23 protein-coding genes and 2 pseudogenes are annotated in these 18,335 nt (G+C 70.2%); 16 read left to right on the forward strand and 9 right to left on the reverse strand.

Going from position 1 to position 18,335, the window contains the following annotated elements; genetic code table 11:
- Window positions 1-89 precede the first annotated feature (89 nt).
- Window positions 90-257: pseudogene (locus ACIQR3_RS37910) on the reverse strand (DUF4158 domain-containing protein); the annotation flags it as partial.
- 134 nt (window positions 258-391) lie between these two features.
- On the opposite strand from ACIQR3_RS37910, the gene ACIQR3_RS37915 reads away from it, so the two are divergent.
- Both ACIQR3_RS37915 and ACIQR3_RS37920 read left to right on the forward strand, forming a co-directional pair.
- Window positions 392-1,237 (forward strand): hypothetical protein, encoded by an 846-nt coding sequence (locus ACIQR3_RS37915; protein ID WP_403546101.1) that lies wholly within the window; start codon window positions 392-394, stop codon window positions 1,235-1,237.
- Between the two features lie 205 nt (window positions 1,238-1,442).
- Complete coding sequence (locus tag ACIQR3_RS37920) at window positions 1,443-1,934, forward strand: hypothetical protein (protein WP_403546103.1); 492 nt, start codon at window positions 1,443-1,445, stop codon at window positions 1,932-1,934.
- A gap of 179 nt (window positions 1,935-2,113) precedes the next feature.
- Here ACIQR3_RS37920 and ACIQR3_RS37925 read toward each other — a convergent pair whose 3' ends face one another.
- Both ACIQR3_RS37925 and ACIQR3_RS37930 read right to left on the reverse strand, forming a co-directional pair.
- Entirely contained in the window at window positions 2,114-2,629 is a 516-nt protein-coding gene (locus ACIQR3_RS37925; protein WP_403546104.1) for a hypothetical protein, read from the reverse strand.
- Between the two features lie 30 nt (window positions 2,630-2,659).
- A complete protein-coding gene (locus ACIQR3_RS37930; RefSeq protein ID WP_403546106.1) occupies window positions 2,660-3,907 on the reverse strand; it encodes a DUF6884 domain-containing protein in 1,248 nt (415 codons plus the stop codon).
- Between the two features lie 281 nt (window positions 3,908-4,188).
- Between ACIQR3_RS37930 and ACIQR3_RS37935 the strand changes: the two genes are divergently transcribed.
- The 10 genes and pseudogenes from ACIQR3_RS37935 to ACIQR3_RS37980 all read left to right on the forward strand — a co-directional run.
- The gene (locus ACIQR3_RS37935; RefSeq protein ID WP_403546107.1) at window positions 4,189-5,199 is read left to right on the forward strand and encodes a hypothetical protein; all 1,011 of its coding nucleotides are present in this window, start codon (window positions 4,189-4,191) and stop codon (window positions 5,197-5,199) included.
- Window positions 5,199-5,375, forward strand: a complete 177-nt coding sequence (locus ACIQR3_RS37940; RefSeq protein WP_403546109.1) for a hypothetical protein — start codon at window positions 5,199-5,201, stop codon at window positions 5,373-5,375. Before ACIQR3_RS37935 ends, ACIQR3_RS37940 begins: the two co-directional genes overlap by 1 nt.
- Complete coding sequence (locus ACIQR3_RS37945) at window positions 5,372-5,566, forward strand: hypothetical protein (protein ID WP_403546111.1); 195 nt, start codon at window positions 5,372-5,374, stop codon at window positions 5,564-5,566. Before ACIQR3_RS37940 ends, ACIQR3_RS37945 begins: the two co-directional genes overlap by 4 nt.
- Before the next feature lies 1 nt (window position 5,567).
- Window positions 5,568-6,779 carry a hypothetical protein gene (locus tag ACIQR3_RS37950; RefSeq protein WP_403546113.1) on the forward strand — a complete coding sequence of 404 codons (1,212 nt, stop codon included), beginning with the start codon at window positions 5,568-5,570 and terminating at the stop codon, window positions 6,777-6,779.
- A gap of 6 nt (window positions 6,780-6,785) precedes the next feature.
- Entirely contained in the window at window positions 6,786-7,430 is a 645-nt protein-coding gene (locus ACIQR3_RS37955) for a hypothetical protein (protein ID WP_403546115.1), read from the forward strand.
- Window positions 7,427-7,810 carry a hypothetical protein gene (locus ACIQR3_RS37960; RefSeq protein WP_403546116.1) on the forward strand — a complete coding sequence of 128 codons (384 nt, stop codon included), beginning with the start codon at window positions 7,427-7,429 and terminating at the stop codon, window positions 7,808-7,810. The genes ACIQR3_RS37955 and ACIQR3_RS37960 overlap by 4 nt, the downstream gene beginning before the upstream one ends.
- On the forward strand, window positions 7,807-8,373 hold the full coding sequence (locus ACIQR3_RS37965; RefSeq protein WP_403546118.1) for a hypothetical protein: 567 nt from the start codon (window positions 7,807-7,809) through the stop codon (window positions 8,371-8,373). The genes ACIQR3_RS37960 and ACIQR3_RS37965 overlap by 4 nt, the downstream gene beginning before the upstream one ends.
- Window positions 8,370-9,503 (forward strand): hypothetical protein, encoded by a 1,134-nt coding sequence (locus ACIQR3_RS37970; protein ID WP_403546120.1) that lies wholly within the window; start codon window positions 8,370-8,372, stop codon window positions 9,501-9,503. The genes ACIQR3_RS37965 and ACIQR3_RS37970 overlap by 4 nt, the downstream gene beginning before the upstream one ends.
- Window positions 9,500-9,958 (forward strand): hypothetical protein, encoded by a 459-nt coding sequence (locus ACIQR3_RS37975; RefSeq protein WP_403546122.1) that lies wholly within the window; start codon window positions 9,500-9,502, stop codon window positions 9,956-9,958. The genes ACIQR3_RS37970 and ACIQR3_RS37975 overlap by 4 nt, the downstream gene beginning before the upstream one ends.
- 107 nt (window positions 9,959-10,065) lie before the next feature.
- Window positions 10,066-10,248, forward strand: a pseudogene (locus ACIQR3_RS37980) (hypothetical protein); the annotation flags it as partial.
- Window positions 10,249-10,343: 95 nt separating this feature from the next.
- On the opposite strand, the gene ACIQR3_RS37985 reads toward ACIQR3_RS37980, so the two are convergent.
- Window positions 10,344-10,568 (reverse strand): hypothetical protein, encoded by a 225-nt coding sequence (locus ACIQR3_RS37985; protein WP_403546124.1) that lies wholly within the window; start codon window positions 10,566-10,568, stop codon window positions 10,344-10,346.
- 267 nt (window positions 10,569-10,835) lie between these two features.
- Between ACIQR3_RS37985 and ACIQR3_RS37990 the strand changes: the two genes are divergently transcribed.
- Complete coding sequence (locus ACIQR3_RS37990) at window positions 10,836-12,023, forward strand: zinc-ribbon domain-containing protein (RefSeq protein WP_403546126.1); 1,188 nt, start codon at window positions 10,836-10,838, stop codon at window positions 12,021-12,023.
- A 157-nt stretch (window positions 12,024-12,180) separates the two neighbouring features.
- Here ACIQR3_RS37990 and ACIQR3_RS37995 read toward each other — a convergent pair whose 3' ends face one another.
- Both ACIQR3_RS37995 and ACIQR3_RS38000 read right to left on the reverse strand, forming a co-directional pair.
- The gene (locus ACIQR3_RS37995; RefSeq protein ID WP_403546128.1) at window positions 12,181-13,017 is read right to left on the reverse strand and encodes a DUF6551 family protein; all 837 of its coding nucleotides are present in this window, start codon (window positions 13,015-13,017) and stop codon (window positions 12,181-12,183) included.
- A 312-nt stretch (window positions 13,018-13,329) separates the two neighbouring features.
- Complete coding sequence (locus ACIQR3_RS38000) at window positions 13,330-13,701, reverse strand: hypothetical protein (protein WP_403546130.1); 372 nt, start codon at window positions 13,699-13,701, stop codon at window positions 13,330-13,332.
- A 233-nt stretch (window positions 13,702-13,934) separates the two neighbouring features.
- Here ACIQR3_RS38000 and ACIQR3_RS38005 point away from each other — a divergent pair, with 233 nt between their 5' ends.
- Window positions 13,935-14,942 carry a recombinase family protein gene (locus ACIQR3_RS38005; protein WP_403546131.1) on the forward strand — a complete coding sequence of 336 codons (1,008 nt, stop codon included), beginning with the start codon at window positions 13,935-13,937 and terminating at the stop codon, window positions 14,940-14,942.
- Window positions 14,943-14,976: 34 nt separating this feature from the next.
- Here ACIQR3_RS38005 and ACIQR3_RS38010 read toward each other — a convergent pair whose 3' ends face one another.
- Window positions 14,977-15,201 carry a hypothetical protein gene (locus tag ACIQR3_RS38010; RefSeq protein ID WP_403546133.1) on the reverse strand — a complete coding sequence of 75 codons (225 nt, stop codon included), beginning with the start codon at window positions 15,199-15,201 and terminating at the stop codon, window positions 14,977-14,979.
- Window positions 15,202-15,295: 94 nt separating this feature from the next.
- On the opposite strand from ACIQR3_RS38010, the gene ACIQR3_RS38015 reads away from it, so the two are divergent.
- Together ACIQR3_RS38015 and ACIQR3_RS38020 are read left to right on the forward strand one after the other, a co-directional pair.
- Entirely contained in the window at window positions 15,296-15,709 is a 414-nt protein-coding gene (locus tag ACIQR3_RS38015; protein ID WP_403546135.1) for a hypothetical protein, read from the forward strand.
- On the forward strand, window positions 15,658-16,053 hold the full coding sequence (locus tag ACIQR3_RS38020; protein WP_403546137.1) for a hypothetical protein: 396 nt from the start codon (window positions 15,658-15,660) through the stop codon (window positions 16,051-16,053). The genes ACIQR3_RS38015 and ACIQR3_RS38020 overlap by 52 nt, the downstream gene beginning before the upstream one ends.
- Before the next feature lie 99 nt (window positions 16,054-16,152).
- Here ACIQR3_RS38020 and ACIQR3_RS38025 read toward each other — a convergent pair whose 3' ends face one another.
- Entirely contained in the window at window positions 16,153-16,752 is a 600-nt protein-coding gene (locus tag ACIQR3_RS38025) for a hypothetical protein (protein ID WP_403546139.1), read from the reverse strand.
- Window positions 16,753-17,208: 456 nt separating this feature from the next.
- Complete coding sequence (locus ACIQR3_RS38030) at window positions 17,209-17,985, reverse strand: class I SAM-dependent methyltransferase (protein WP_403546141.1); 777 nt, start codon at window positions 17,983-17,985, stop codon at window positions 17,209-17,211.
- Window positions 17,986-18,335 lie beyond the last annotated feature (350 nt).

Genomic DNA, 18,335 nt, shown 5'->3' on the forward strand with positions numbered 1-18,335 from the left:
TGGCGATGCAGGTCTTGCAACACACACTTCCTTGCAGGCGGAGATCATCTCGCTCCATGATCGGAGGCACTGGTGCAGTTAACACACCACATCTGCACGGCGAACCCCAGCTGGTGCGCCGTCGTACGGCGCAACGCGATCAGGTCCCGGTCCACGTCGTCCAGGAAGAAGAACCGCTCCAGCTCTGGCCGCGTCGGCTCCTCCACGAACCGTCCGTACGCCGCCGCTTGCTCATCTGTCAGAAATTCCACCGGCACCCGGCGGACGGTAGCCACCCGCCGTCCGAGCCCACCGGATTTCCAGAGAAACCTGCCACCGCATCCTGGAGCTGTGCTAAACGACGAAGATCAATCTCAGCGCCAACCACGGTTCGATTGATCCCCGGGGCCGCATGCGTACTGAAGCCGTCGCCGTCATCCCAGAGCCCGCGCCCGCCCCGTCCCTGGAGGTCGTACCCGACCTGGCCCCCGAGGTCGCGGTCGCCAAGATCGCAGCCGGAGTCACCACCGCCCTGGTGGACGCATGGGACGCGGTCCGCGCCCGTCACCCCGACGTTCCCGAGGCCGTCATCAGCATGGCCACCGGCGGCCGCGCCAGCGCGGTCGAACTGGCGCATTTCGCGCCCCGCCGGTGGCGCCTGCGGGAGGGCGACGCTCTGCACCACGAAGTCTTCGTCACGGCCGAGTCGCTCGCCGACGGCGCGGACAAGGTCTTCGGGTACCTGCTGCACGAAGCCACGCACGCGGTGAACGAGGCCCGCGGGGTCGATGACTGCTCCGCCAGCCAGTACCACAACAAGGCATTCCGCGACGTCGCCAAGGAGCTTGGGCTGATCGAGCGAGACGGCATCACCAGCAACTGGAAGAAGAAGTACGGGTTCGCTGGCTACTCGGTGGTGAGCCCGGAGGCCGCCGAGACGTACGCGGAGCAGATCGCGGCCCTGGACAAGGCGATGCACGCCACCCGCAGGCCCGAACTCTTCGTCACCCGCACCCGTGGAGGCGGCGGCAAGACCGGCACGGCCGACGAGCCGGAGACCGAGGCGGCGGCCGACGAGGGCGAGGACGTACCGACGGGGAAGAAAGAGAAGGAGAAAGAGGACCGCAACTACGTCAAGGCGGTCTGCAAGTGCGAGCCGTCGCCCGCGGTCATCCGGGTCTCGCCGAAGACGCTGGAGCGCCGCAACATCATGTGCGGCGACTGCATGGAGAACTTCGCGCCGGAGCAGTCGGCCTAACACAGGTGGTCTATTTGGCCAGATAACCCGCGGGCCCCGGCGGTCCCCTTTGAGGGGGAGCCGGGGCCCCCGTCGTTGTACGGCCGCGCCGCCGTGGCACGCCAGGGCGCCTACAGTTCCGAGGGGCTGGTCAGTCGTGTTCCAACCCTGCGCCTATTCGGCTCCGTCCTGTTCCGGCACTGGGCCGGCCGCCAGAATCACCGGTGTGACTGAAGGACTCTTCGCCGTACTCGGCGCACTCGTCGGCGCCACTGGCGCATGGATCGCGGCACTCATCGCAGGCCGAGCCGCCCGCTACCAAGCAGATACGCAGGCCAGAACGGCCCACGAACAGTGGCTGCGGCAGATTCGCCGCGACGCGTACGCGTCCTACCTATCGAAGGCTCAGACCATCGTTCGTATGCTGTTCGACTTCTTGGTCCAGGAGAATCTGTCTCCGGCCGAACGGGAAGACCGGCGACGCGACGTGTGGGCGGCCTGGGTGCCCGCCGGCGAGGCTGCACAGAGCATGGCAATGGAGGCACCTGCAGAAGTTGCGGAACTTGTCGTCCAGTTCGGTGCGGCCTTTGGGGCGCTGACCCATAACGAGCGTGCTGGAGCGCCACAGGAACGTCTGCTCGGCGAGTGCGCGAGGCTGTTTGAGCTATTGAACGAGATCTCCGGCAAGTGCCGGGCCTCCATCCAGGAGTCCAGTTGACGTCGAAGCGTCTATGCCCGGACTAGAAGTTCTTGCCTCTACTCGGTGACTTTGTCCGTCAGGCGGCGGGCGACGGCCCAGCACCAGGCGCCACCCGGCGGCCGCCCAGACGAAGCTGAGGTCCGTCATCCCGCAGCCGGTGCACTCGGGCTGTACCGGACGGCTCACGTCGGCGCCCTTCATGCCCGGCCCTCCTCGTCTTGCTGGTCATCGCCGTCGCGGCGCACGGCCGTGCCGCCGAAGAGGCCGGGCGGGATGCTGACGGTGCCGGCGGCCATCATCTGGAAGACGGTCCGGAAGACGGCCGTGTCCTCCTTGGTCATCGTGTAGGCGATGGCCTTCTGCCAGGAGGGGTGCTCGGGGTCGTAGCGGGGCGTGATGGGTGCCCTGGTGCCCTCGGGCCACCAGCCTCGGCGCACACCGCGCGGCACCGCACGGGACAGGGCGATGGTCGGGCCGCGCAGCTCACCGTTGAAGGCGGCGCGCAGTTCCTCGGCGTTCTTGTCGCCGTCGGCCTCCACGACGAGCTGGACGAACCTGCGGGCGTTGGCCGGCAGGTCGAGGAGGTAGAGACAGGCCCGGTCGGTGTCCCACTCGGTGCCGACGCTGACGGCCAGTTCGTGCCGGTGGTCGGCGAGCAGTGTGAGCAGCTTGCGCTCGAACTCGGGAGAGGCACCCTCGATGACGATTTTCATGATGCTCCTGGTCAGGGATGGGGAACAGGGTCAGGCGGCAGGAGCGTATTCCCCGGGACGGGTACGCAGGGCGGTGAGGCGGCCGCGCTGGGCGCCGATGCCGAGGTGGGCCAGCGGGGTGCGGGCGTGCGGCCAGACGTCGAGGGCGCGGCTGGTGTAGGCGCCCGGGGTGAGCAGGACGACATCGGCGCCGGTCAGCCCCAGGGCGGCGGCCTGGGCGCGCAGCTCGGCGGCGGTGACGCTGCCGGGGTCGGCCCAGGTGTGGTCGTACGGTTCGATGACCCGGTCCAGGGGCAGCAGGCCGTGCCGGGCGCTGAGTACCAGAACGGTGCCGCCGTGGGCGGTGAGGGCGTCGGCGGTGCGGCGGGCGTGGGTGTGCAGCGAGCCGGTGTAGATCTTCCCGGCCTCAGCGGGGTGGTCCAGCTTCCGCCCGGAGCAGGGGATGACGATGACCGGCCCGGCAGCCGGGGCCCGGGCCGGTACCGCCCCGGCCGTATCGAACAGGCTCAACTGCTCGCCACGTGCCTGGCCGACCGGCCACCGTGCAGCCGGCGGGGCGGGCGCGGGGGCGGCCTCGTCGAGCAGCCGGACGGCGTCGGCCGGGTCGTAGGCGTGGCGGATGTCGACCCAGCCGTACTCGCCCAGGCCCCCCGCGATGGCGTCCGGCTGCTCCCAGGGCGGCAGCGCGGGGTCGTGCGCGGGCACGGAGTCGGGCTGCGGGCCGGTCAGCACGGCGACGATCGTCCGGAACGCGGACCAGCGCCAGGTGCGGGCGTGGCAGCGGAGTTCGGCAGGAGTGAGGGCGGCGAAGAAGGCGGCGTGCGCGCTGTGCCGCGTCCAGGCCCCGTGCATCCGGGCGGCCCAGGAGGCCAGCGACTCGGCGTGCTCCAGCACCCGGGGCAGGGCGGCGGTGTAGCGGGCCACCTCCTCAGCGTCGCCGGTCACCCGCAGCGCGCGCCCGCTCCGGCCCAGGTGGCGGGCGGTCAGACCGAACCGGTCTGCGACGGCGTGAGCGGCCTCCGCGCGCTGCGGGCCCCGGCTGGCGGCGTAGGGGAAGTCCAGGCGGACCGAGGCGCGGCCCCGGGCACGCAGCTGGAGGCGGTCGGCGACGACGTGCCGCGCGCAGCGGGCGGCGTACCGGGCCGCCGACACCTCGCCCCACCCGGTGTCCCACAGCGGGCGTCGGGCTCGCGTGCCGTCCGGGCGCCGGAGATCGCGATCCTCGGTCCGCAGAGCGACCCTGCGGGGGATTTCACCCCGGTTCTTCTTGTTCTGCATGCCTCGAGCGTGGCGGGAAGGGAGTCGCCCCGTCTAGCCCCCGGAGATTCTTGGCGGAATTCTGTACTCGTTCGGGTGATGTGGTGGTACGGCGCGTCTCGCCTCGGATAATGTGCCATATCCGAGGCGACAAAGTGGACGTGAGGCGCCGTCAACCCCGTTCCCGGAAGGTGACCCTAAAGTGTCGAGTCGCTCGACAGGTGTCGAGCGACTCGACATGATGGGGTCGCGCGTCGCAAGTGTCGAACCAGTCGACACTCGTCCGGTCGAAGGAGAAGGCGTTGCCCGAGCACGACGAAGACATCCCGTACGAGGAGCCGACCAGCCCGCCGGGCCCGCTGACCGCCCCGGGGACGCTCACGGCCGGCGGCCCGGCCAAGTCGACCGCGGCCGCGCCCGAGGAGTTCACGGAGCGGCTGCGCGCACGGGCCGAGGCCGAGGGCGGCATGCTGCTGCCGGGCCGCACCTACGAGGAGGCGGACATGGCGCGGGCCGCCCTGGCCGCGCTGCGCGGCTGGGCCGCCCGCCGCGAGCGGCTGCCCGGTGACCGGGCCGACCTGATGGCCGCCGCCTGGTGGTCCGGGCACCGCAACGTCGCCGAACTCGCCCGCAGTGCCGACGTGTCGAGGGACACCGTCTACGAGGACCTGCGCACCCGGGGCATCGAGCCCACCGACAAGGCGTCCGCCGCCGACCCGCGCCCCCGGTACGCCCCGCTGACGGCAAAGGGGGTCGGCGGGCTCGCCGAGCTGAGCCAGAGCGTCACCCTCCCCGCGATCCTCGCCCAGGAGCCCGACGAGCTGGCCCTGACGGCCTGGGCCATCTCCAACGCCCTGGAGCGGGTCGCCGACCTGCTCGACCCGGACCGCGCCACCATGCGGCAGTGGGGGCGCCACGAGGTGGCCCACGACCTGGCCGCCCGGCTGCAAACAGCCCTGCACCACGCGCAGCGCGTGGCTGCCGACGGAGCCGGCGAACGGCAGCTGGCCGGACGCTCCCTGAACCGGATCGAGGCCCAGCTGGCCGACGAGCAGTACCTCGTCCACCGCGCCACCGTGCAGCTGTCCCATGTGGGCGGCGACCAGATCACCGTCCGCATCGGACAGGCCCAGCCCAGCGACTTCATGCCCGCCGGATGGACCCTGCTCGATGCCGACCGGCCGCTGCGCGAGGTGACCGGACCCGAGCACCTCGCCATCCGGACCGCGCTCGACACGATCGCCGAGACCCTCAACGGCCTCCTCGCCGAGGAGAGCCCGCAGGCAGCGTCCGCCGCGAGCGAGGACGCGTGATGCCGACCTTCCTCATCGTCACCGCCGTGGTGGCCGCCGCGTTCATGGCCCGGTTCTATGCGGCCCTGCTGCGCGTCCACGCCGGACCGGCGAAGAACGCGGTCGAGGGGACGACGCCGCAGCGGCTCACCTACCGCCGCCTCAGCCGCCAGATCCGCCGGGAGCACGGCCGATGAGCAGCCGCGCCACGACGCCGGCGCCGACGGCAATTCCCCTCTGCCCGGGGCAGCTTGAGCTGTTCCGGGTGCGGAGTCGCCCGAGCATCACCATCGCCTACGCCCGCCCCGACGGCGGCCCGCTCACCGACGCCGACTTCGACCACCTCGCCCGGATCGCCCGGGCCGCCACCACACGAAAAGGTGACTGACATGCCGTTGTCCGTACCGCTCCTCCTCGTACCAGGAGAGCCGGACCGCCACTACACCGTCCACCTGAACCGCGTGCGCTGGAGCGTCGGCGCCGTGTCCGTACCGCTGACCGCCGACCACCTGAAGGCGCTGGAGGTGAACGCTCAGAGAGGCCTGCGGATGGTCTCCGAGTGCATCGCCGCCGACGTCGAGGTCACCCAGAACCCCGACGGCTCCGCCGAGGCCGTGGCCCGCGTGCTGTGCACCGAGGACGAATGCGCCGCCGTCGCCGAGCGCTACCGTCGGGACGCCGAGGAGGACGTCGAGGCGGAGGCCGCCCGTGCGTGGGCTGCCGCGCAGCTCCAGGACCAGACCGTGGAACTCCTGAAGCTGCGCGGCGGGTTGGAGCACACCACGCCCGGGAAGACGGTCGCATCGGCCAAGGACATGCTCGCCGCCCTGCTGGCCGTCCAGCAGGAGCGCACGGGGGGCACGACCGACCGCATCGTGGTGACGCTGGACGAGGCCGCCCACCTGTTCCGGGACAGCGACCTCTTCACCGACCGGTCCCCGGAGGGCGTCCGGGCCGAGATCGAGCGGCTGGTCCGCAACGACCCCAAGCCGGACCCGGCCCACCGCGACGGCGTGGAGACGATCAGGCACCGCATCACGGACCTGGACGGCCGGGAGTCCTTTCTGAGCTGGTCGGCGCCGGTCAGCCCGCTCGACCCGGCAGCTGTACCGGCGGACAGCCGGGCTCACCTGGACCTGCCGAACCCGTACTCCATGACACCCGAGGCCCTGGTCCGCGAGACCGAGACCCTGGCCCGCTCCGTCGCCGCCGGAAACACCCAGTACGTCGGGGTGAAACGGCTCGCCTCGCTGTGCAGCGACCTGGCCCGACGCGGCGACGCCGAGCCGCAGCCCCGGCCGTGCCCCGGCGGATGCCGTGAGGACGACGACCTCACCCACGACCTGCTGCACCGGATCGGGCACCGGCCCCGTGCCGTCCCGGCCGGCGAGGTACGGGCAGCCAACCTCACTCCGGGCCCGGTGATGCCGCTGCGTACCCTCCCGGAAACCCTCCCGGCCGACAACACCGCCCTTGTGCTCCTCTACCGTGCGGACACCCCGGGCCTTGCCCTGGTCGAGGCCATCCGCGCTGGCGACGACGAGGCCGCGCAGGACGCCGTCACCGGCACGCTGCGCTGGCTCACCGCGGACGGGAAGTGACGATCGATGAGTAGTTCCGACGCCATCGCCGCCCACCTGGAGTGGCAGCCGTTCGCCCACCGGGCGGACTGCGCCAAGCCCGTCTGGGAGATCGACTATCAGCCCGAGTCCGACGCGCGGCGCTCCCGCCGGGGAGGCCCGGAGCACTCCTGCCCCAACGAGGAGTGCGGCCACCACGACCGCTACGACCGGATCAGCGTGCGGGTGCTGTGCCGGTCCTGCGGCATCGTCCACCTGATCAGCGGCGAGGAGTACACCACCCGGACCACCACCACGGTGCGCACCGGGTACGGGCAGCCCCCCAAGAAGGTGGCCGGGCTGTGGCTCTACCCCGGACCGCCGCTGCTCGACCTGCGGGGGTACGACTCGCCCGGCGCCTACCTCTGCTCCCGTCGGCAGGTCGACCGGCTGTCGGAGGACGACATCGTCGGCGTGGTCACCGAGGGCCGGGGCAAGCGCGGCGGCACGGTCTACCACGCGGCCATCGGGCCCGACTTCCGCCCGCCCTCCCGTGGCCTCTCGGGCTACGCGGACTGGGCGAAGACCAGCGGCGAGAAGCCGTTCACGACCGTCACCGCGGCGGCGAAGTGGGTGGCGGCGGAGCTGGACGCGGCCGCCGCGACCGACCCGAAGGAGGGCCAGGAGCAGTGAGCGCCACCGAGCAGATCGACGGCACGGCCGTCGTCACCACGTACTTCGAGGACCGGATCACCGAGGCGGAGAAGGAGGTCGAGGCGGCCCGGGCCGCGCTCGCCGCCGCCGAGGCCAAGGTCGCGCAGCGGCAGACCGAGCGGGACGCGTTCGTGAGGGATGGCTCGCTGCACCCGGCCGCGTACAACGCGGAGACCGGCCAGCCGGAGTGGGAGCTGTGCCAGTGGGCGCAGACCCGCATCGGCCGGGTGGCCTTCACGGACATGACGCCCGCCGGTGACGCCGCCTACAGCCGACGGGTCGCCGAGGAGAAGGCGGTCCACCAGTGGCTGCGCGAGCACGGCCGCAGCGTCCCCGCACCGTTCGGAGAGAAGGCATGAGCGAGCAGCACAACGACTCGGAGGCGGCCCCCAGGCTGCGGGCGGCGGTCGCCGCCGCGCCAATGATCGACACCGTCGGCGAGCTGCGGGCCCTGCTGGAACAGCTTCCCGACGACATGCCGCTGTCCCTGGACGACCACCACCGGGCCCTGCCCGGCGAGCCGGACCAGGTGCACACCATCCACCCCCGGCTGGTGGCCGTGGTCTCCGGACTCGCCACCGAGGCGGAGAGCAAGCAGCCCGGGCTGATGCTCACCCAGGTGTACGTGCCCTTCCCCGCCAAGGACGAGGAGCAGGCCGCCGTCGCCAGCCGCGACGACCTGCCCGCGTACGGCGAACTCCCGCGCGCCGCCTACCACCTGGAGCGCGGGGAACTGCGCCCCGGGCTCAAGGACGTCGCCGAGGTCCTTGAGGAGCTGGCTCACCTGGTGGGCGAGGTCGCGGCGGACTTCACGGAGCACGATGAGGACGGCTCGCAGCTTAGGGTCGAGGCGAAGCGGATCACCCACGCCGCCGAGCGTGTCGGCAAGCTCGCCGACACGGTGGAGGAGGTCGCCGAGTGACGACCGCCGAGGAGTACGGGACCGCGCTGGAGCCGGTGGAGGTGGTCGACGCCGAGCTGGTGGAGAACGACGCCCCCGGCGCCGGCGTGGTCGCCGTGCACGACCCGGTGGAGGCCGTTCTCGCCGCGCTGGACGCGGATGCCAAGGAGCACCTGCACGACATCCGGCCGAAGAAGACCAAGGACGGCTACGCCCGGGACTGGGAGATCTGGGGGGAGTTCCACGACTGGCTCGCCGAGCAGACCGGCACCCGCCTGCCGCTCAGCAAGGTCACCGTGGGCACCTTCGTGTCGTTCGTGACGTACCTGGATCAGGTGGTTGAGGCGCCGCCGAACACGATCGAGCGCCGGATCACCGGCGTCACCTCGGAGGCCCGCAGGCACGGCTACACGGTGCCCAAGGAGGCCACCGAGGCGGCCCGGCGCACGCTGAAGCCCCTGAAGCTGGACAAGCGGCGCCAGCAGCGCGGCCGCGGCAAGGCCGCCGCCGTGACCCCGAAAGACCTGCGGCAGATGGCCAACGCGCCGCGCGAGCGCGCGCCCCAGCCCGGCGCCCGGCGGCGGCGCACGATCGTGGTCTCGGACCTGACCAGGCTGCGGGACAAGGCGCTCAACTCCCTGAAGTTCGCGGTCGCGGGCCGCAACGAGGAGATGTCCGAGCTGGACGACCCGGACATCGTGGACGTGGACGAGGGCCTGATGGTGCACGTGCCCTCGGTGAAGGGCCGCCCGGAGCGGGACGTGCCCGTCACCTACGGCGAGGACATTGACACCTGCCCGGTGCGCTGCTGGCGCGCGTACAAGGCGGCCAAGCTGGCGGCCGGCGCCACCCCCGGCGGACCGGCGTTCCTGCCCGTTGACCAGTGGGGCAACCAGGGCACCAGGCGTCTGTCGCCGGACGGCGTCGGCCGGGCGCTCGCGCGCTGCGCGAAGTACGCGGGCCTGATCGGGCGCCGGATCACCGGGCACTCCGCCCGGCGCGGTCTGGTCACCACCGGGCGCAAGAAGGGCAAGCGCGTCGAGAAGCTGCGCCGCCAGGGCGGCTGGTCGCCCAACAGCCCGGTGTTCTGGGAGTACGTGGACGAGGGTGAGGCGTTCGAGGACGCCGCGACCGAGGGGATCGGACTGTGAAGAGGGAACTCGGCGGCACGCTGTACGAGGGGACGCCGCCGGTGGTGGCCGTGCCGACCGGCCTGCCGATGACCGACGGCACGGTGCTCGCCGCGCTGGTCCTGGTCGTGGAGCCGGACGTGGACGAGGCGGAGGTGAAGGACTTCGTCACCCGCTACCGCATGGTCCCTCGGGGTGAGGTCGCCCGGGCCGCCGACTCGCAGGCCCGCTGGACGCTGGAGGACGACGGGCGGGTGACGATCCAGCTCCTGTGCGAGGAGAGCGCCGCGCGCATCGTGATCCCCTCGGACCCGCGCATCCACCAGTGGACGGCCCTGACCCGGCACGGCGGCGGCAGCATCTCCCTGATCGTCTCCCCCGGCCTGCCCGACACCGACCTGATGACCCTTGGCCGCCACCTCGGGCCCTACGGCGGCCCGTACTGGCACCTCAGCGTCGGCTGCATCCCGCTCTGACGCCCGACCACGCCCGCCGGACGGCACAGGCCGCGGTGCCGTCCGGCGCGCACCCAGTGCAACCCCTCTCTTCCTGCCCGCGCCGGTCGGTGCCGCGGGGAGCGGGGCGCGCCGAGGGCCACGAACTGCGCGACGAGGACATTGCCCGGCTCTCCCCGCTCAAGCACCGCAACCTCAACGTGCTCGGCCGCTACAGCTTCACCGCCTCCACCCCGGCAGCCGGCGCGCTGCGCCCGCTGCGCGACCCGGACGCGGCCGGGCTCGGGCTGGACGAGGACGACGAGGAGTAGAGCGTTGAGGAACATCTACGTCAGAGCGTGCGCTACGCCGGTTCTCGCCCGGATGTTCCTCAACCTCACGGTCCGGGCTGCGGCTCGGACCCGGGTCACACCCTCGGGGCTCCAGCTTTATCGCACACCGAGTTGTACTCCACCAGCGTCTTTTCAAGGGATGCCTGGAGTTCTCGTGCCGTCGTGGCGTGGAGATAATGCCGGACCCCGTGGACGGTGACGACGATGCACTCGTCTTCGTCCGGATTGGTCAGCTCACTGTCGGCGTGGCTGCCAGGCCATCCGGGCAGCGGCATCTCCGGCTCGTGGGTCTCGTTCACCGGCCGCTCGCGACGCGGCTTCCCAACTTTTGTACGTCCCATTATGGGGCCTTCCTTGTGGGGTGAGTCAGGAATCATCTCGCAACCGACCCGGCTCGCGCGAAACTCCGAGGGAAATCGCGGGCGGCCCCTCGACACACGATCTAACACCGGCGCCTGAGCCTCCGAGCGGACGGCCTCCTGGCGTCTCCTGCCAGGAGCCGGATCGTTGTCCGGGGTGAGCCGCCGGGCCAGGGAGGGCCTGGCCGGGGAGTGAGGAGGGGCGCTGTGACGCGTTCGCTTGGTGTGTCGCTGGCCGAGGCGTATCCGCAGGTCGCCGCGATGTGGTTGCAGGAGCGCAACGGCGGGCTGACCCCGGCGAAGGCGACGCCGAAGATGCAGGTCGCGGTGTGGTGGCGGTGCGCGGCCGGGCACGAGTGGGAGGAGAACATCTCCACCCGCACCACGTTGCCGAAGTGGAAGGGCGGTGACGTCGCGGCCTGCCGTGAGTGCGTCGACTACAAGGTCTCCTACACCTATCCGGACTGCGGGCACAGCGCGATGGTCACCCCCGAGGCCGCGGCGAAGAAGCGGGGACGCTGCTGGAAGTGCCAGCAGGAGTGGTGGCAGGCCAACGAGAAGCGCCTGAAGAAGGAGCTGTCCACCGCCGCGAAGGCCGCCGCCGGGCGCGCAGGCAAGCTGCTGGACGCCGTCCCCGTGCCGGCCGATGTCCCGGCGCCGCTGGTCACCGAGTGGCGGTGGTGGGCGGCCAAGCACCTCCAGGGCGCCATCGCCGCCGAGGAGCAGATGGGCAGGAAAGGCCGCACCGAGGAGATGCTGACCCGGGTCACGAAGATGGCCGCCCGGCTGCTGCCGACCAAGGAGGAAGCCGGGCGCGCGGCCGCCCACGGCGGGGTGCTGCGGATCCTGGACCAGGCGCACTGGGCCGAGGGCTGGCTCCACCAGCTCACCGGCCGCGCGGCCCGCCGGGTGGACAAGGACGACCTGGAGAACATGGCCTGGCTCCTGGGCGAGATCCTCGCCGCCTGGTCGCAGCGGGCCGCCGAGGCGGTCGCCGCCGACCGCGCGAAGGGGTACGGGCCGCCCGCCACCGCCGAAGTCACCCGGGTCCTGACCAAGGTCGTACTCTCCTTCAAGGACGAGCTGGTCAGCGACAGCCCGCTCGCCCCCCTCGCCTGCGCCTACAAGGAACTGCGGCTGCCCGTAGTCCCGGACGGCAAGGGCCGCTACGGGCGGGCCGACGTGGTGGTCTGGATTCCCGGCGGGCCGAACTTCGTGATCGAGATCGACTCCGCGCCGAACCCGGCCTCCGCTGAGAAGCTCCTCTTCGCCCGCGACGCTGGCGCCTTCCCGCTATGGGTCCGCTTCGGCAAGGGCGGCGTCGAGGAGATCGACGGCGTGATGGTCCTCGACATCCGCGACGCCGTGCAGGGTGTGTGCAAGGCGGGTGCCTGACGGCGCCCGTTGCTACGGAGTGCCGTCGATCCCGGAGTCCGAGCCGTTGAGGCCTTCCGGCGGTAACGGTCCTGCGCGGCCTGCTCGGACTCCGGTGCGGACGCGCAGTGGCCCCCACCCTGGTACCGGGGTGGGGGCCACTGTCCTCGTAGAGTGGCTACGCGCCCCGGCCGGGTGCGATCACCAGCTCCGTGGGGTCCGTGATGCCGATGTTGTAGGCCGTCACGATGTTCTCGGCCAGTGGCTGGGAACGGGACTGAGAGCCGCCACCGGAATGCGTGGACCGGATGGCGTCGGTCTTCCACTGACGCACAGTGCGCTTGCGGAGCACGAGGGCTAGACGGTCCAGGTCGACCTTCGGATCCTCCTCGGCCTTCCCCTCCTCCTTCTTCTTCCAGTTGGTGTAGATGACCATCCCTACAGCGCGGATCATCATGTTGTCCCAGGAAGTGCTGTCCCGGCCCCATGCTTCGGCCAGGGTGTACAGCACCATGGGGAGCAGACCCACACGCTTCTCGCCGATGGTCAGGACGGCTTGGACGGCACCCACCTGGTTGGGGGATGAACTGCCGGTCACGGTCAAGCCGCAGGACAGCACCTCAGCGTTGACGCGGGTCACCAGGGGCTCCCCCGCGGTCAGCGCCACGCGGTAGTTGTCCACGGGTTTGACCGCCTTGCGGTCACGGTTCGCGGCAAGGAACAGTGCCGCTTCCTCGGCTGGGGTCAGCTCTTCGTAGACCAGGCAGTGCCGTTCGAAGTCGGGGCCGTGCTTCTCCGTGGCCACCTTGCTGGAGTGCTGCCCATCCAGGAGGTAGTACCGGCCGTCGGCCCGCTTCGAGACGATCGCGGGAAGAAGGAGCCGCGGGTTCCACTTCTTCCCCAGCTTGTTCGCCCAGGAGCGCTGGAACATGCGCTGAGCGTCCAAGCTGGGGTCCACCTCCAGGAGACCCACGCGGATCTTCTGGTAGTAGACGGGCCGAGGATCGACTGGCACCGGCTCATACTCCGGCGGGGCGGCCTTGCTGCGTCGTTTGACTACGACCCTCCGCGCCGTGCTGGCCTCCGTCGTCGCCACAGGACGACCCCCTTCATTGGCTGGCTGCTTGACGGACACTCAACCGTAGAGATTTCTCGCATGTCAAACGGTTTCGCATCTCTGGTTTTCTCGCATCCGCGATTTTCTCGCATTGCCGCTGGTGGTAGCCGACGGGCCCATAACGCCAGGGCCCCTCATGCCGCCTCGCCCCGTCGGCTGAGGGGACACCAGACGGAACGGGGCGCAGACACCCCGTGCGCCTGGCGCGACTCAGTGACGGATGGTCTGCAACAGGCTGCCGGTCTCCGTGATGATCCAAAATGACCAGCCGTTCCGACTCGCACTCACCTTAGGATTCTGCGCACGCAGTACCGCAGCGGCGGCACCGCTCGGTGACTTGTACCGCCCCTGCGCCGGCCCGCTCGTCACCGTCACGCTCTCCGCCGTTGGGTCGTAAAGCCCCTCGATCCTCACCCCGCCGTATAGGGCATGAACGTCGATCCTTCCCTCCTTGTCGCTCTTCTTGGGGGTGGAAGTGCGCTGGAAGTGCTCCACCAACCTCTGCACCGCCTCGCTCTCGGAGACCCCCCAAGCCAGCGCCAACAGCGCCACCTGGTTGTGTGTGGTCTCCGCCATCTCCATGCACACATTTTTTCTGGAACTCACAACCACGAGCATACGATCCAGACGGCCGCGCCCGCAGCCTCTTTCGGAAAGAAGAAGGGGAAGGGGGTGGGATCTCCAGTTCTCACAAATGTTCATCTGTGAGAGTTCTGCGAGAGCCCTCGGGGTGATCGCGTTTCCGCAGGTCGTCGTCTGCAAAAGTCCTCTCGAAACCCGCATGTTGTGCGAGGGACTTCTGAGAGACTTCCCGGATGGATCTCACGCCCGATCGGGCAGCATTGGCGGTAGAACGTCACGACTGCCCGAACTGTGACGCGCCCGCTGGCTCCGCCTGCCGCACCCGCGACGGGAAGACCGCCGCGAAGTACCACACCCCCCGCTTCGTCCTCGTCCCCGCGCTCCGCGAGGAACTCGAAGTCCTCGTCCCCGCCGACCGCCACCCCGGCCGCGCCTGGAAGCAGGGCCCGGCGCTCGCCGTCGTGCCCGCGCCCCGCACCGAGCGCCCGGTCCGCATCGGGTACGCCAGGACGTCCACCGCGCGGCAGGAACTGGCGAGCCAGCTCGAAGCCCTCCACCGAGCCGAGTGCCACAAGGTCTTCCAGGAACAGATCAGCACCCGCGTCAAGGTCCGGCCCGAACTGGAGAAGGCCCTCGTCCTAGCCCACCAGTTCAAGGAGGCCACCCCCGAAACCCCGGTCATCCTCACGGTGCACGAGCTCAAGCGCCTCGCGCGCAACGCGGCCGAGCTGATGACGCTGTCCGCCGACCTCCAGGCCGGCGGCATCCAACTCGAACTCCTCACCGGCCCGCTCACCGGGATCTACGACCCCAACGGCATGGGCGCCATGTTCTTCGCTGTCCTCGCCGTGGCCGGGCAGATCGAGCGCAACTACATCCGGGAGAAGACCCTCGAAGGCCAGGTCATCGCCGCGTCCAAGGGCAACCACGGCGGACGCCCGAAGGTCATCGACGACGACATGCTCACCTTCGCCGTCGCGCTCAAGGGCAAGGGTGTCCCCGTCCCCGAGATCGCGAAGAAGCTGACCATCAAGACCGGGAAGAACGCGGGCAAGTCTCCGTCGGTCGCCTCGCTGTACCGGGCGCTCGCGGAAGCGGAGGCCGCCGCGGCGGACGACGGTCTGCCGCGGCGGCCCAAGCCCGTCCGCATCCGCCGGCCCGAGGACCCGCTTACTCCCGAGGAGATGGACCTCCGCGAGCGCCTCCAGGCCCAGCCCCACCCGAACGCCGAGATGCGGTAGGGCGGGTCCGGGCACGCCGAGCCCCTGCTGCGGATCAGACCGGCCTTCGGTTCAGGTCTCCTCCGGGGCAGTGCCGAAGCAGCGACTGGCGGTCGAACTCGCCGGACTTGATGTAGTCGGCTACGTACGGAGCCAGCGACAGCACATCGTCCGTGATGGCAGCCGGATGGTTGGCCAACTCGTCGTTCGGATACAGCGCCGCCAGCGTACGAGCGGCCAGGTCCACGGCGCGGGCACGGATCTCTTGATCTTCATTCACAGCGCGGACCCTACCTAGGCCGGGGCCCTCTCCACCGGCTTAGCGTTAACCGCTGTACCGCTGTGCCCCAAGGCCGGAGAACACCGGCACCCTCGTGCCGTACCTGGACGCCGCCGACGATGCGGCCCGGGTGCTGCTCGCGCAGGAGAACGACCGGCTCGCCAAGGCCCGGCTGTACCACGTGGACGAGGAGATGACCGAGGCCGCCATCCGCAAGGCGGAGCGCGGCCGCAAGGGGCCGCTGGCCCCGCACCGGGTGCCTGCCCGCCGCGGGTTCATCGCCTTCGGCAAGCCGCTCGTGCGGACCGTCCCCGAGGGCGAGGAACGGCCGGCGGACGTGGTCGCGGTGTCCTGGGGGCCGTGGGCCGCCGACTTCGCGCACGCTCCCGCACACCTGCGCCCCGCCCGGTCCGGGGACCGCGTCAGCCGTTTTGGCGCTGGTTCGGGCCCGACGGCGTGCGGCACATCGAGCCCTTCGACGGCCGGGAGCATCCGACGTGGTGGCTGACCTTCTGGACCCGGCCCACCCACGCCGTCCCCGGGGCGCCGCCGCTGATGGCCGACAACGAGACCACGACCGGAGCCACCGAGACGCCGGGCCCGATGCAGCTCGGCACCACCGACGAGGTCGCCCACGTCGTCTTCGCGTGCTGGGACTTCATCACTCAGCAGCGCGTCCAGCCGCGCAAGCCGACCGACCTGCGCCGTGACCGGCGCAAGGGTGTGGTGGACGACTCCGCCGTCCACCTCGTCACGCTCCGGGGACGCCGTCCCCGCCCCGCCCAGTCGGCACCGGCCGCGCCCATGCCGAGCGGGCGGAAGCTGGACTACCGGCAGGTCATCGCGGAGTAGGGGGCTGAGGAACATCGGTGTCAGATCGTGCGTTAGCCTCCGTCGGTCCTGGATGGCCCGAGCGTCGTACACCTCTTGCACTTCGGCCGGACCCGTTCCCTACGCCCCCGCAGGGGCGTTGGGACGCTGCACCGGCTCCTGGGGCGGCTCCTGCTCTTCGTCGTTGGGGAGGAGTTCGAACAGCCCTAGGATCCCGTCCCGCAGCTTGAAAAGAGCCGTGAGCAGCACGGTGGCGAGGCCGTAGCATGCGCTGCACAGGGAGAGCCAGGCCAGCCACCGGGCGGGCCCGTGGTCCTCGATGGCGGCCCAGAGGCCCACCAGTCCCAGGGACAGGGTCTGCACCGCGCAGCAGAAGAGCCAGTTGCCGAGGCCGTCGACATGGGTCCTGATCAGGTCTTCATACGTGTACGTCCTGCGAAGTGTGCGTCCTGCGACGGCGTCGAGGCGGCCGGCGGCCGTGGCGGCGAGTTCCTTCGCCCTGCTCACGTTGAAGTGCATGTCGACGACACCGATCAGCAGGATCCCGAGACTGGCAGCGGCGTTCACGGCTGCGTAGTCGTCGCTCATCCTCACCTGGTCGTCGTCGAAGAGCGCGAATACGACGGGCATCGCGAACGCCACGCACAGACTGGCGAGGGCCGTCATCCGGACGCCCCATTGGACGTCCTCGCGGATGGTCGAAACCAGACTCTTGCCCATGCCCCGTTTCTTTCCCTTTGCGCTGTGAGGGCAGCACCTTAACGGGCTGCGCCGCTGCCCGCCTCAGTTATCCGTGGAACAACTTCAGACCGGTCCTATCGCCAAGCATCCCGTCAGTGGCTTTGTTCACGAGTTGCGTCAGCGGTTGTACATGGGTTTGGGAGGCGCCCGGATCCACGGTCGGGTGATGTTCACGAGTTTTGTCAGCACCGGGGTCCTTGCCAGGACAGCATCGGGGTGTTCCCGGTGAAAGGTCCTGGTCATGCCGCAGATGTCGAAGGTCGAGTTATACGCGGCGATCCGGCGGGACCACCGGGCCGGCATGACGATGCGGGAGCTGGAGCGCAAGTACAACATCGCCTGGCGGACGGTCCGCAAGGCCCTGAACTCCACTTGGCCGGAGCCGCGCAAGCCGCTGCCCTCACGGCCGACGGTCGAGCCGGACGGTGAAATCACCTACTCGTCGGCGCGGGCCACAAGCAGCGGCTGGAAGAAGCCCGTGTCCTGCGGCATCCGCCAACGGGCGTCGACAAAGCCGGCCTCGGCTGCCAAGCCAGCCAACCGGTCCTGGCTGAGGGCCCAGTAGGTGGTCCGGCGGACCTTGACGCGCCATTCTCCGCCTGCCTGAAGGAGTTGGAAGTGCTCCAAGTCGTAGTGCTCACCGTCGTCGTGCCAGTGCCAGAGCTGGAAGGTGACGGTCCGTTCTCCAACGTCGGCGCAGTCGGCGGTCTGGTGGACTTGTGGAGGCGTCGAAACGGGGTGGTCGCGCAGCAGGTCGTCGTAGTGGCGTGTGCTGACCAGCAGCAGGCCGTCGGGGCGCAGCACGCGGCGCATCGCGGCCAGGGCAGCGTGCACATCCTGCTCTGTCAGCAGGTGGGGCAGCGAGTTGTCAGCGCAGACGACGACGTCGAACCGGCCATCGGGAAACGGAAGGCGTCGCATGTCAGCGGCTGCCGTGCGCAGGCTGAGGCTCCGGCGGGCGGCCTCACGGCCAGCGCGGGCGGCGGCGCGAGGGCTGAGATCGGTGCCAGTTACGCGGTGCCCGCGCAGCGCCAAGCCGATGGCCTGCGTGCCGATGCCGCAGGAACAGTCGAGCACCTCGACGCGATCCTGACCGATAAGGGCGTCGAGGGCGTCCCCCTGCCGGCGAATGCTGGCGTTCCAGTCTGAGTAGATCAGGTGGTAGTCGTCGGCCAGTTCGTCGTAAAAGTGCGCCACCGATGTCTCAGGCATGGCCAGAGGCTACCGTGCCTGATCTTCCGGAGTCGCTGGTCGCCTCAGTGGTCCGCGCGAACGCCCTAACTGACGACAGTGCCGTCATTTCCCGTGAACATCTCCGAGCGCGTTGATCGCCAACTGCTGTCGAAACCCATCGACAAACGCTGCTGCTGAACGTGAACGAAGCCACGTCAGCCGCCCACCAGGGCCGACTAACGCTTAGAACTCCTAACGAAATGATCTTCGAGGTGGTTGGATCACTCTGAGACTGGTGATCTGGGGGTGCGGGTGGCTCGGCCGAAGCCGTGGGAAGTCGACGACGAACTGTGGGCGGTGATCGAGCCGCTGCTGCCGAAGGTCGAGCG

The organism is Streptomyces sp. NPDC090994, from assembly GCF_044768905.1.
Lineage (GTDB): Bacteria > Actinomycetota > Actinomycetes > Streptomycetales > Streptomycetaceae > Streptomyces.

Bases quoted from the DNA above. Each gene is read 5' to 3' on its own strand.
- ACIQR3_RS37915 (WP_403546101.1), top strand. From the start codon at position 392: ATGCGTACTGAAGCCGTCGCCGTCATCCCAGAGCCCGCGCCCGCCCCG.
- ACIQR3_RS37925 (WP_403546104.1), bottom strand. From the start codon at position 2,629: ATGAAAATCGTCATCGAGGGTGCCTCTCCCGAGTTCGAGCGCAAGCTG.
- ACIQR3_RS37930 (WP_403546106.1), bottom strand. From the start codon at position 3,907: ATGCAGAACAAGAAGAACCGGGGTGAAATCCCCCGCAGGGTCGCTCTG.
- ACIQR3_RS37940 (WP_403546109.1), top strand. From the start codon at position 5,199: ATGCCGACCTTCCTCATCGTCACCGCCGTGGTGGCCGCCGCGTTCATG.
- ACIQR3_RS37945 (WP_403546111.1), top strand. From the start codon at position 5,372: ATGAGCAGCCGCGCCACGACGCCGGCGCCGACGGCAATTCCCCTCTGC.
- ACIQR3_RS37950 (WP_403546113.1), top strand. From the start codon at position 5,568: ATGCCGTTGTCCGTACCGCTCCTCCTCGTACCAGGAGAGCCGGACCGC.
- ACIQR3_RS37955 (WP_403546115.1), top strand. From the start codon at position 6,786: ATGAGTAGTTCCGACGCCATCGCCGCCCACCTGGAGTGGCAGCCGTTC.
- ACIQR3_RS37965 (WP_403546118.1), top strand. From the start codon at position 7,807: ATGAGCGAGCAGCACAACGACTCGGAGGCGGCCCCCAGGCTGCGGGCG.
- ACIQR3_RS38000 (WP_403546130.1), bottom strand. From the start codon at position 13,701: ATGGAGATGGCGGAGACCACACACAACCAGGTGGCGCTGTTGGCGCTG.
- ACIQR3_RS38005 (WP_403546131.1), top strand. From the start codon at position 13,935: ATGGATCTCACGCCCGATCGGGCAGCATTGGCGGTAGAACGTCACGAC.
- ACIQR3_RS38025 (WP_403546139.1), bottom strand. From the start codon at position 16,752: ATGGGCAAGAGTCTGGTTTCGACCATCCGCGAGGACGTCCAATGGGGC.
- ACIQR3_RS38030 (WP_403546141.1), bottom strand. From the start codon at position 17,985: ATGCCTGAGACATCGGTGGCGCACTTTTACGACGAACTGGCCGACGAC.